A 12,588-nucleotide genomic window follows, 5' to 3' on the forward strand; every position below is an offset into this window, starting at 1 on the left:
ATTCCTTCATATTTATTTAATTTTGTTTTATTTATTTAATATATGTCCTACATTTTTTATGTAATAAACGTTTGCATATTTAGCAAAAAAATCTTTTGCTTTTAAAGAATCACATATTTTATCATCAGCACCTAGAAATACTTCTATTTTTGTGCCTTTTTTTTCTAATTGTTCTAATTTATCTTCAGACCATTCATAATTAATTAGTTCATCTAATTGTTCATAATTTCCTTGAACAAAATATTTACTACAATCAATATTACTTGGGTAGGCAATATTTTCTAAGAAATTAGCACAATAAGCATTTGCATCTTTTTTAAAAAACATTAATTGCATTCTTTTAAATTTTTTATCTTGCTCTTGAAAAAAAGCAGGTGAAAAAAGTTGTAACTTATCAACTCTTTGCTTTGAAGATAAAACTTCTTCAAAAGCTTTTATAGCTCCATAAGAAAACCCTGAAACTGTAAAATCATTTCTTATGATATATTCACTAAAAAGTTCATCTTCATTTTCTAAGCAAAAACCTGAAAAATAAGTCTTAGATATCATTAGTCGTTATAACCTCATTTTTAAGCATAATTTCTTTTAATCTATTTATTTCATCTGCATTATGTGATAATTCAGCTCTTAAATCATTTTTAATATTGTTTAATAATTCTTCTTTTGAATTTGACATTTTGTATTTATTTACAATTTCATCAGCTAAACTATCTGCATCTTCTAAATCTTTATGATTGATTGCGTATTTTTCTTTTTTTATTACTTCAACACCAATAAAACCAGCTAAATCCCTTTTGATATTCTCACAAAGTTCATGATAAGATGGATATGTAGCAGATATTTTTTCTATACTTTCATCAAATAATGAAACTTTTGTTTTTGAAATAAAAGCCTTTGATGCTTGATAAATAGATAGAATTTCTTTTTGTTTTTCATCTAATATTTTAATTTGTTTTTTACCAAACTGAAGTTTGTTTTTTGCTATTTCAATATCATCACTATCTAATATTTTAGATTTTCTTTTTATCATATTTAATAAAGCTTCATTAATAAGTGTAGACAATGCAGCTGAACTAAAACCTGTAGTGTCAATTGATAATTGCTCAATATTTATTTCATGATTTTTGCCATCTAAATATAATTCTAAAATCTTTTTTCTATCTTCAATATTTGGAAGACCAACATGAACACGTCTATCAAATCTTCCAGCTCTTAAAAGTGCTTCATCTAGTACTTCAACTTTATTAGTTGCAGCCATAACAATAACACCACTATCACCTTCAAAACCATCCATTTGTGTTAATAGCTCGTTTAGTGTAGATTCTCTTTCATCATTTGAAGTTCCACTTCTTTTTTTACCAACAGCATCTATTTCATCTATAAAAACAATTGCAGGTGCATTTTGCTTGGCTTTTGCGAATAATTCTCTTACTTTTTTAGCACCCATTCCTACATAAATTTGCACAAAAGAAGCACCACTTTGATAAAAAAATGGTACATCAGCTTCACCTGCAACAGCACGTGCTATTAAAGTTTTACCAACACCAGGAGGTCCAACTAAAATTACACCTTTTGGAAGTTTTACACCATGTTTTAAATACTTTTGAGGCTCATTTAAAAAATCAACTACTTCTTCTAGTTCTTCTTTGATTTCTTTAATTCCTGCAACATCTTTAAATGTTACATTTGAGTTTACAGCATGAATATTTGTATTTAAATCTTCATTTGAAGCATTAGCTTTTGATTGTTCTAATTGTGTACCAAATGCAGAATTCTTTTTATTTTTATTAAAATATTCTTTTAATTTATCTTGTTTCATTTTCACTATTAATGCAACAAAAAGTAAAATAAATAAGAAACCAATTCCTAAATAATAAGAACCACCTTCAATATGTGAACCACCTTTATATAGTGTATATACAAATAATATTAATAATACAACAGCAGACATTGCCATTAATTTAAAATTTTTATCGAGTACTTTGTTATCTGAATTTTGCGACATTGTTTTTAGCCTTTACTTCATAGTCATCTATAAAGATCCAATCTCCTACTAAATCAACAGAAGATTCTATTTCGATTTGATTGAAATGCTGATCTAAACCTATATATTTTCCATTTTTTTCTTGTTCTATTAAAATTTCTAAAGTTTTATTATTATCTTTTCTAAAATTTAAATTTTTATCTTCAATAATTTTTGTTAATTCGTTATATCGTAATTTAGCAATATCACCTCTAACTTCAGGTTTCATTGTTGCACTTGGTGTTCCATCTCTTTTTGAGTATGTAAATGCATGTATATGTGTTAATGGAAATTTATGAAGATTAGTCATTGCTTCTTTCCATAATTCATCAGTTTCACCTGGATGTCCAACAATAAAATCAGTTCCTAAAGCATAACCATTCTCTTTTAAAAATTCAAATAGTTCTAAGTCTGAAAGAACTTTATTTCTTCTATTCATTAGTTTTAACATATCCTTTGAAGTATGTTGTAATGCAATATGAAGATGTTTTGCCATAAATGGCTCATTTACTAATTCTTTGAACTCATCGTCAATTTGAATAGGTTCAATACTTCCCATTCTAATTCTTCTAACACCTTTTATTTTAGACATTTTCTTTAAAAGTTTTGCTAATGATGTGTGCTGTTTCTTTCCATAAGAACCTACATTTGTTCCTGTTAAAATAAACTCTCCAAAACCATTTGAAGCTAATGTTTCAACCTGTTCTAAAATCTTATCTTCGCTGTAAGATCTTGCATCACCACGAACATGAGGAATAATACAGTATGAACATCTAAAGTCACAACCTTCTTGAATTTTAATAAAAGCCCTACTTTTTCCAACAAACTCTTCAACAATAGTATTATCTAAATGTTCTAAATCTCCTGCTTGAAAGAACCTATCTTCTTTTTGTAAAAGCTCATTGATTTTTTCTTTCTCAGAATGTCCAAATAGTGCATCAACTTTTTCTTCTTTAAATAAGCTTTCACCCTTTGTCCAAACTCCACAACCAGTAAATACAACTCTTGGATCTTTTGGAAGTTTTTTAAGACCATTTATATATCCACGTGCAGTACTATCTGCTCCATTTGTAACAGTACAAGAGTTTATAACAACTACATCTGCATCTTTTTCTTCTTGAGTAATATCAAAATCTTTTAGATTACTCATCATAACTTGTGTATCAAATACATTTGTTCTACATCCAAATGTTTTAAAATATACTTTTTGTTTATCTTTTGTAAAATTCATATATTTCTTTAGCCTTCTATTCTATATATCTTCTAATTCTTCTGGTTTAGGTCTTTTTGATCGTGATGGACCATAATGATTATCTGTATTATTCATATTAATTTGTTGAGTTGGATAAGCAATATGAATATCATCTTCTTTCATAAATGCTTCTAATATTTCTGGACTCATAGTACTTCTTAATTGTAAAGCAGCATAAGAGTTTGTAAGATACCATCCTGAAATTACAATTCCATAAGGTTCAACAAAAGTAAATACTCGTGGCTCTACTCCAGTAGCACGTAACTGGTATTTACTTCTCATTTTACTTAATTGTTTTCTTGTTATATCTGTATAACCTTTAGAATAATGCTTTAAAATATCTCTTGAAATTTTTTGTGCTTTTTTATGGTTTGAATCAAAAGTAATTGTAATATCAATACCATCCCATACAGTTCTTAGACCTGAATGAGTGTAGTTTGCAATCATTTCTGAGAAAATATAGTTATTAGGAATAAAGAAAATTCTTCCTGTTCTTCTATTAACTGTATATGATGTATAAGTAATATCTTCTCTAATTGTTATTTTAAATAGTGAAATATCTAAAACATCTCCAACAGTTTCAACACCATTTCTATTTACTTTAATTCTATCCCCTACTTGAATTGAACCAGAAGTAACTATTACCATCCATCCAAAAATTGACATAAACCAATCTTTTAAAGCAATAGCAATACCTGCAGATGCAAATCCAAGGATTGTAACAAGATATGAAACATTATCAATATATGAAAACATTAAAACCATTACAATTAAAAATACAACTGTAAAGTTGATTATTTTATTTGTCATGTAATAACTCTCATTTTGTGAGAAGTATTTTTTAAGTGCAAGTTTTACTAAAAATGCTAAAAAAGATAAAACAACTATAATTGTAAAGATTATTAATATTTTTTGAATTTGTTGTGATATTTGGTTTTTAATTTCTAAAATTACTTGTTCAATTTTTCTTGTATAAACTTCTTCAGTAGTTGAAACAATTTCTAAAACCATGTTAAAGTCTTTTTTTTGCTTATCTAGAAAAGTAATTTCTTCTTTATAGTCACTTCTTTGCTCTAAATTAAAAAGTTCTAAATAAAGAAAAAGTTCATCATCAAGTTTAATTGTTAAATCACTAATATTTTCTTCTAAACTTTTAAATCTATTTTTATTATCTTCAAGTTTTTTAATCTGAGAAAGTGCGTTTATAATTCCAAAAGGATTTGTTATGTGGTCATATTTTTCAATCTCAGGAGGATTGATAAAACCACCAATAGGTGACCCTTTATATTCTTCAATTAATTCAAGCTCATTTTCTTTTACTCTAATTTTATTATGAAGTTGATAGATTTCTTCTTCATCTACATCTTTCTTTTTTGTTAAGCTTTTCTTTAAAACTGCAAGTTCAGTAGATATTTTTCTGTATGAAATATAGTTTGAATATCTTTTCAAAAGAATATTGTTTCTTAATTCTAGTTTTATTTTTTCTATTTTTGCAAGAAGAATATTAATTTTTGCAAGATTTTGCATATCAATTTCTTTTGATTTTTGTTCTTCTAATTCTCTTAATTCTTTTTCTTTTTGTTCTTTTTGTGCTTCATCAAATTTTTCTTTTATAATATCTTGTTCAATTTGTTTAACTTCTGCTTTATCTTTTGTATCAATAGTATCAATATTACCAATCGCATTATTTTCACCATATAAAGATATTGAAAATACAAGTGCTAATAAAAAATTTTTAATCACGTGAGAAACCTTTTAAAACTTTTATAATATCTTCTTTACTTGTCTCATCTGTAATTAAACAATCACCAATTCCACGTGCTAAAATAAACTTAATTTTATTATCTAGAGATTTTTTATCTAAAAAGAAATGCTCATAAAAATCTTCTACATCTTTAATTTTGTAACTAGTAGGAATATCATAAACTTCTAGTAATCTTTTTACTCTTAAAGCATCTTCTTTGCTCATTAGTCCTAGTTTAACAGAAACTTCATTTGCCATCATCATACCAATACCAACAGCTTCACCATGTAAGTATGTATTATAATTTGTTTCATTTTCAACAACATGACCAAAAGTATGTCCATAGTTTAAAGCAGCTCTAATTCCATGCTCTTTTTCATCTTGAGAAACTACATAAGCTTTTGTTTCAACAGATTTTTGAATTGCAATTTTTAGATTTTCTTCTTTGTTAATATCATTTTGCTCTAACCACTCAAAGAACTCTTTGTTAAAAGTAACTGCCATTTTTACAATTTCTGCAACACCTGCACCAAACTCTCTTTTTGGAAGTGTTTTTAACATTGAAGGATCGATATAAACAGCATTTGGTTGGTGAAAAGCACCTATTAAGTTTTTTCCAAATTTATTATTAATACCAGTTTTCCCACCAACACTTGCATCAACTTGAGATAAAAGTGTAGTAGGAATTTGTACAAAATCAATACCTCTTTGATAAATAGATGCTGCAAAACCTGTCATATCACCAATAACACCACCACCAAAAGCTACAAGTAAAGATTTTCTATCTAATCTTTTTGTAAAACAATGCTCTAGTATTGATTCAATTGTTTCCATATGCTTATATTGTTCACCATCAGGAATAGTACAAATACTAAGCTCTTTAGCATTTAATTTACTTTTTAAGTATTCTAAGTGAAAGCCACTAACAGTTGGGTTTGTAACAATTACAACTTTTGTATCAAAATATAGTTCGTTTAGTTTATCAATAAAGATTTCATAAGAATTATCGTGGGGTAAATTAATTTTAACAGTCATTTTAGTATATCCGTATTATTTAGTATAAGTTACTAGATAATAGCAAAAAAATACTAAAAAAATATTGAGTAGATGTTTATTTTCTTTTCTTTTTTGAATTGAGTGTTTTCAATAAACTTGTAAAGCACATTACATTCCATTAATTGTTTATCATTATTTGAAGTATTGTATGTAGGAGTTTTACAGTGGCGACCCCAGAAAGATTCGAACTTTCGTCATTAGGAGGAAATCCTAAGGTCCTTGGCCGCTAGACGACAGGGTCATTTTAAGTGAGAGAGATTATAATTTACTTTTTGTTTATAATTGCTTAAAAAGTTAAAAATATACTATTAAATATGAAATTATAGTTTCATATTAATAGATTTTAGAATATTTCATATTTTCTTTCTAATTGTGTATCAAATTCTTGAGCTTTGATTTCTAGCTTTTTATAATCATTTTCAATGCCTTCGTTTTTATCCCATTTACAATCAATAAAAGTGATAGTTTTTGAATCATAAGCTACAAAATCAAATTCAATATCTTTATTATTCCACCAAGAACCAATTTTTATAGGTTCATAATTAAAAAATTGTGAATTTTCATCTTCTAATAATTCATAAAAATACTTTTTATATGCAGAGGATACAAGTCTTTTAGAAAAGTCTTGTTCTATATAACTAATTACATTATTTATATTGTTTGAATTGATACTATTTATATTAGTATACACATAACAAAACCAAAACTTTAAGAAATTATCTTCAATTTCATATCTACCAAATTTACTTTTATTTGCTGTTTGAGTTAAAGGTACTACTTTGTTTATTAACATCAAATCTAAAAGTTTTTGCATATATCTTGTAAGATATGAAGATTTCAGGTTTAAACAATCAGCTATGTCACCAATTTTATTATTACCTATTGAAATAGCATATAATATTGAACAATACGTAGCTGCTTCACCTAAATCTTTCTTGATAATATTCATACCTTCATTATATAATAATGCATCAAAACTTAAACAGGTATTTTTAATATTTGAAATAAAATCTTTCTTGACATCGTATAACTTAAGGTATTCAGGATTAGTTCCAAATGCTGTAAATAAGTACATTGTCTCATTTTTATCTAAGTTTGGAAAATATTCTTTTATTACATTAAAGCTTAATGATTTTAGTTTAATTTTATTATCTACTTTTTTTGAAATTAGTAAATTATCAAAATTATTTGGTAAAAGTGAAGAAGTAATTATTAGTTGAATATTCATTTTACTAAGATATTTATTCCAATAATTATTTAAATTAATCAAAAAATCTTTATCTATTTTTATAAGCTCTTGAATATTTTCAAAAACAATAATTGTTTTTGAATCAATTTTCATTTCTGATAAGTAAGCGAATAATTCTTCAAAAGTTTTAGTATTAATCGTTTCATCAATATTAAAAAAAGTATTAATATTTTTTTGAAACTCTTTTATTAATGAAGAACTCATAGTTTCAAAGCAAACTAAGTGTAATGTCTGTTTATTTCTTACATATTCATTTATTAAAGAAGTTTTTCCAACTCTTCTTCTTCCAAAAATGAAATTCATACTAGACCGAGGTTTATTAAAGTCTTCTTTTAAAAGACTAATTTCTTTTTCTCTGTACAAAAACATTATTAACCTTCCTTATTTAAGTATATTCTTTATCATATTCTTTAAATACTTAATTATTTCTTATCTATTAAAATACATAAGGAGATGTAGCAGCACAAAATAACTATAAATTAATTTTTCAATATACTATCTAATAGTATTTTTAGTACTTTTAGTTATTTTAATAATTTTTGAAGCAGAGGATTCAAAAAAATTATTTTTGTCTTCTATTATTATATTAGAATGTTCTTTTGCAAAGTTATATTCAAAATTTTTACCAGTTTTATTTGCAGAAGTGGAATAAAGAATACCAAACTTATGTATAAACTCATAAAAAGAACTGTTTTTATTTATTACTCTAAAAGATTTTTGATTTGGGTAAATATATGTAGTTAAAGATGCTCGTCTTACTTCTTTTCTATATTTTTTAGGAATTCGTGTATGTTTTTGTAGAGTTTTAAAAGAGTCAACCGTATGAAGTATTTTTTTACTTCTTGGTCTTTGCTTTACATCTGAAAGCTTTTCATGGTTTGAAGATGAGAAGCCAACAGTTGTATCAGTTTGAACTAGATAAACTAGTGATGAATCCATATTAGTTTATCTTTATAATATTAGTCGTTAAGAAACTCTTGGATAGATTTAACACCTAATCCATCTTTTTTGTTTAATACAGACATAGCTTCAACACAAGCAAGTGCAGCAGCAGCTGTTGTAACATAAGGTACATTTTCTTTTAATACAGCTCGTCTAATATTTTTACCATCATCTTTTGATGATTCTTTTCCATCTGATGTATTAAATGCTAATGCAATTTCACCATTTGTAATAGAATCTGTAATATTAGGTCTACCTTCAGAAATTTTAAGTACTTTTTCACAAGTAATTCCAGCATCACTAATAGCTTTATGTGTTCCACCAGTTGCAACAACTGTGAAACCTTGATCTACTAAACCAGAAGCAATTTTTGGTGCGAACTCTTTATCTAAATCACATAATGATATAAATACTTTTCCTGATGTTGGTAAATCATTTTTAGCAGCACTTTGTGCTTTTGCATAAGATTCACCAAAACTATCAGAAATACCCATAACTTCACCAGTTGATTTCATTTCAGGTGTTAAAATCATATCTGAACCACTTAATTTATTAAATGGAAATACTGCTTCTTTAACAGCAACATGATCTTTTAAAATTGGTTTTAATACACCATTATCTTCCCAGATTAAATCAGAATTATAAGTATCAAGTGCATTTCTTAAGCTCTCACCCCACATAACTCTAGTTGCAACTTTTGCAAGTGGCATTCCTGTTGCTTTTGATACAAATGGAACTGTTCTAGAAGCTCTTGGATTTACTTCAATTAAATAAATTTGACCTTTGTGAATTGCATATTGAGTATTCATTAAACCAACAACACCAAGTCCTAGTGCCATTGCTTTTGTTTTTTCTTCTAATTCTTTGATTAATTCATCTGAAATAGAAATTGGAGGTAAAGAACAAGCTGAATCACCTGAGTGAACTCCTGCTTCTTCAATATGTTGCATAATTCCACCAATATAAACTTCTTTTCCATCACAAATACAATCAACGTCAAGCTCAATTGCTCTATCTAAGAATTTATCAATTAAAACTGGTGCATCATTTGATACAGAAACAGCTGCGTCCATATATTGCTTTAATTCTGTAGTTGAGTAAACAATTCTCATTCCTCTTCCACCAAGTACAAATGAAGGTCGAACTAATACTGGATATCCAATTTTTTCTGCAATTTCAATTGCTTCTGTAACTTCAACTGCTGTTCCATTTTCTGGTTGTAATAATCCTACTTGATCAACAAATTTAGAGAATTTTTTTCTATCTTCTGCTAAATCAATAACTTCAGCTGTAGTACCAATAATTTTAGCACCAATATCTGTTAAAGCATTTGCTAATTTTAATGGAGTTTGTCCACCAAAATGAACAATAACACCATCTGGGTTTTCCGTTTCAATTACTGATCGAACATGTTCAAAATCAATTGGTTCGAAGTATAAAATATCTGATGTATCGTAATCTGTAGAAACAGTTTCAGGATTACAGTTATACATAATAGTTTTAATACCCATTTCATTTAACGCAAATGATGCATGTACACAACAATAATCAAACTCAATACCTTGACCAATTCTATTTGGTCCTCCACCAATAATCATAACTTTTTTATCAGATGATTCTGGTTTTTCAACTTTTGGTAATTTTGTAATATTAGTTGTAGAGTAAAGATATGGAGTTAATGCTTTAAACTCAGCAGCACAAGTATCAACTTCGTTGTATTCAAAGTTTATATCTAAAGCTTTTCTTGCTTGGTATACATCTTCTTCTGTTTTAGAAATAAGTTTTGCAATCATTGCGTCTGAGAAACCATTTGTTTTTGCATTTCTTAAAGCTTCTTCATTTTCTAAAATAGATGCATCCATTGATTTTTCAATATTATACATTTCTCTAAATTTAGTTAAAAACCATGGATCAACTTTACATAAATCAAAGATTTCATCATTTGTTAAACCTTGTCTCATACCATCCATTAAATACTGTAATCTATCACAGTTTGGACGTCTGATTTCTTTTTTGATTAATTCTAAATCAGTAGAAATTACATCAAAACCAGTAAGACCAGTTTCTAAAGAACAAAGTGCTTTTTGAATAGATTCATTAAAAGTTCTTCCCATTGACATAACTTCACCAACAGATTTCATACCAGTTGTTAAAGTAGAATCAGCTTTAGGGAATTTTTCAAAAGTAAATCGTGGGATTTTTGTAACAATATAATCAATTACAGGCTCAAATGATGCAGTTGTACCTGTAATATCATTTTCAATTTCATCTAGTGTAAATCCAACAGCTAAAAGTGTTGCAACTTTTGCAATTGGGTAACCAGTTGCTTTTGATGCAAGTGCAGAAGATCTTGAAACTCTTGGGTTCATTTCAATTACAATCATTCTTCCTGTATTTGGACAAATTGAGAACTGAACATTTGAACCACCAGTATCAACACCAATTTCTCTTAAAATTGCAAAAGATGCATTTCTCATATCTTGGTATTCTTTATCAGTAAGTGTAAGTGCAGGAGCAATTGTAGTTGAATCACCTGTATGAACACCCATAGGGTCTAAATTTTCAATAGAACATACAATAATACAGTTATCTTTAGTATCTCTGATAACTTCCATTTCATATTCTTTCCAACCTAGCATTGATTCCATGATTTCAATTTCATTAATAGGAGAAGCATCAATTCCAGCTTCAGCTAAGGCTTTAAACTCTTCCATATTATAAGCAACACCAGAACCACCACCAGCTAGTGTAAATGATGCTCTTGAAATAACTGGAAAACCGATTTTTTTAGCTTCGATCATTGCTTCTTCAACAGTATAAGCATTTGCACTTTTTGGTAAATCCATACCAATTTTAATCATTGCCTCATTAAAAAGTTGTCTATCTTCACCTTTTTTAATTGCATCAGGATGAGCTCCAAGGAATTGAACTCCTTCTAACATACCTTTATCATACATAGATGTAGCAACATTAAGTGCAGTTTGCCCACCCATAGTAGGAAGTATTGCATCAATATTTTCTTTTTTGATAATTTTTGCAACCATATCTTCAGTGATTGGTTCTATATAAGTTTTGTCAGCAAATTCTGGATCAGTCATAATAGTAGCTGGATTTGAATTAATTAAAACAACTCTATAACCTAATTCTTTTAGTGTTTTAGTAGCTTGAGTACCTGAGTAATCAAACTCACATGCTTGACCAATAACAATTGGTCCAGACCCAATAAGTAATATCGATTTTATATCTTCTCTTTTTGGCATAAAAATTCCCCACATATATTTTTATAAATTTGGAGATTATATCTTTAAAGTGCTTAAAATTCGGTTATGTGAAAATTAAAAAGTATAATTATTATACAAATTATTTTGTAAGTAAAAAAGCATCAAAAAAGATGCTTTTTATATTAAGATTTTGGTAGATTAAATCTTTTTGTGTCAAGCACACCTTCACTATCAAATGAAAGATAATATAAAATATCTTTTTTTATAGGAAGTCCTGTTAAATGTCTAATTGCAAGATTTGCTTGAAGTGATGCAATATGCATTACAATTGGACAAGCAATTCCATTTGGTTTTCTATCACTTATTTGAAAAACTGCTTCATAAGAAGCATTTTCAAAGAAACAAACTTGACCATGGAACTCTTCTACTGAACCATAAATCCACGGCTGTTTGTTTTTCATACAATATTCATTTATAGCTGCTCTTGTTGGAAGATTATCCGTTGCATCAATTACTAAATCAAACTTCAAACCTCTCTTTGCAAAATCTTCAAAACCTTCAACATAAGCTGTAGCTTTTGTATATGGACATCTTGATTCAACAAGTTCTTTTAAAACTTCAGCTTTATACTTTCCATCGTCACCAACTTTAAAACCAATTTGTCTATGAATATTATGAACACCTACATCATCAAAATCTACAAGTGCAAACTCCCCTATTCCAGAAGCTCCAAGTGCAATAGCAAGTGAACATCCAAGCCCACCACTTCCTATAATTGCTACTTTTTTATCTTGAAGTGAGTCTTGTGTTTCTTCGCCCCAAAGCTTTATTTGTCTATTAAAAAATTCATGTATTTCACTCATATTTTATTCCTTAGTAAATAAGTATAGTTTATTTTTATTATATATTTTTATAATAATAGCAGATTTACTTTAAAGTTTTTTGACCTTTTTCATATTAAAAACATAATTCCTATATATTTGTAATTACATTATGTTTTCAACTATAACTACAGATATATACAATTTAAAACAATCATATTATTACTTTTGAGTTGTTCGGAAATTCCGAACAGTTACTTTTTCTAAAGTTATTGAAGTA

The 12,588-nt window shown here is 27.5% G+C and carries 9 protein-coding genes and 1 tRNA gene; all 10 read right to left on the reverse strand.

Translation table 11 applies throughout. From position 1 onward, the window contains the following. Positions 1–27 precede the first annotated feature (27 nt). The gene (bioV, locus tag D3Z07_RS03600) at positions 28–549 is read right to left on the reverse strand and encodes a pimelyl-ACP methyl ester esterase BioV (RefSeq protein WP_122893108.1); all 522 of its coding nucleotides are present in this window, start codon (positions 547–549) and stop codon (positions 28–30) included. Next, the gene (locus D3Z07_RS03605; protein WP_122893109.1) at positions 539–2,005 is read right to left on the reverse strand and encodes an AAA family ATPase; all 1,467 of its coding nucleotides are present in this window, start codon (positions 2,003–2,005) and stop codon (positions 539–541) included. The genes bioV and D3Z07_RS03605 overlap by 11 nt, the downstream gene beginning before the upstream one ends. Beyond that, positions 1,986–3,254: a tRNA (N(6)-L-threonylcarbamoyladenosine(37)-C(2))-methylthiotransferase MtaB gene (gene mtaB, locus D3Z07_RS03610; protein WP_122893110.1), complete on the reverse strand. Its 1,269-nt coding sequence runs from the start codon at positions 3,252–3,254 to the stop codon at positions 1,986–1,988. Before mtaB ends, D3Z07_RS03605 begins: the two co-directional genes overlap by 20 nt. Positions 3,255–3,275: 21 nt before the next feature. Then, the gene (locus D3Z07_RS03615) at positions 3,276–5,018 is read right to left on the reverse strand and encodes a mechanosensitive ion channel domain-containing protein (protein WP_122893111.1); all 1,743 of its coding nucleotides are present in this window, start codon (positions 5,016–5,018) and stop codon (positions 3,276–3,278) included. Then, positions 5,011–6,054 (reverse strand): 3-dehydroquinate synthase, encoded by a 1,044-nt coding sequence (gene aroB / locus D3Z07_RS03620; RefSeq protein WP_076086088.1) that lies wholly within the window; start codon positions 6,052–6,054, stop codon positions 5,011–5,013. Before aroB ends, D3Z07_RS03615 begins: the two co-directional genes overlap by 8 nt. A gap of 186 nt (positions 6,055–6,240) precedes the next feature. After that, positions 6,241–6,316 (reverse strand) — tRNA-Glu (locus D3Z07_RS13840). Between the two features lie 102 nt (positions 6,317–6,418). After that, entirely contained in the window at positions 6,419–7,693 is a 1,275-nt protein-coding gene (locus D3Z07_RS03625) for an ATP-binding protein (protein ID WP_122893112.1), read from the reverse strand. 126 nt (positions 7,694–7,819) lie between these two features. Further along, positions 7,820–8,263, reverse strand: a complete 444-nt coding sequence (locus D3Z07_RS03630; RefSeq protein ID WP_122893113.1) for a Sua5 YciO YrdC YwlC family protein — start codon at positions 8,261–8,263, stop codon at positions 7,820–7,822. Positions 8,264–8,283: 20 nt separating this feature from the next. Then, a complete protein-coding gene (carB, locus tag D3Z07_RS03635) occupies positions 8,284–11,526 on the reverse strand; it encodes a carbamoyl-phosphate synthase large subunit (protein WP_122894189.1) in 3,243 nt (1,080 codons plus the stop codon). 143 nt (positions 11,527–11,669) lie between these two features. After that, positions 11,670–12,350, reverse strand: a complete 681-nt coding sequence (locus D3Z07_RS03640) for a HesA/MoeB/ThiF family protein (RefSeq protein ID WP_172802470.1) — start codon at positions 12,348–12,350, stop codon at positions 11,670–11,672. Positions 12,351–12,588: the final 238 nt, after the last annotated feature.

The sequence above is a fragment of the Arcobacter peruensis genome, from assembly GCF_003711085.1.
Taxonomy (GTDB): Bacteria; Campylobacterota; Campylobacteria; order Campylobacterales; family Arcobacteraceae; genus Poseidonibacter; species Poseidonibacter parvus.

Coding starts and splice junctions, on each gene's coding strand:
- bioV (WP_122893108.1), bottom strand. CDS start 549: ATGATATCTAAGACTTATTTTTCAGGTTTTTGCTTAGAAAATGAAGAT.
- mtaB (WP_122893110.1), bottom strand. CDS start 3,254: ATGAATTTTACAAAAGATAAACAAAAAGTATATTTTAAAACATTTGGA.
- D3Z07_RS03605 (WP_122893109.1), bottom strand. CDS start 2,005: ATGTCGCAAAATTCAGATAACAAAGTACTCGATAAAAATTTTAAATTA.
- D3Z07_RS03640 (WP_172802470.1), bottom strand. CDS start 12,350: ATGAGTGAAATACATGAATTTTTTAATAGACAAATAAAGCTTTGGGGC.
- D3Z07_RS03625 (WP_122893112.1), bottom strand. CDS start 7,693: ATGTTTTTGTACAGAGAAAAAGAAATTAGTCTTTTAAAAGAAGACTTT.
- carB (WP_122894189.1), bottom strand. CDS start 11,526: ATGCCAAAAAGAGAAGATATAAAATCGATATTACTTATTGGGTCTGGA.
- aroB (WP_076086088.1), bottom strand. CDS start 6,054: ATGACTGTTAAAATTAATTTACCCCACGATAATTCTTATGAAATCTTT.
- D3Z07_RS03630 (WP_122893113.1), bottom strand. CDS start 8,263: ATGGATTCATCACTAGTTTATCTAGTTCAAACTGATACAACTGTTGGC.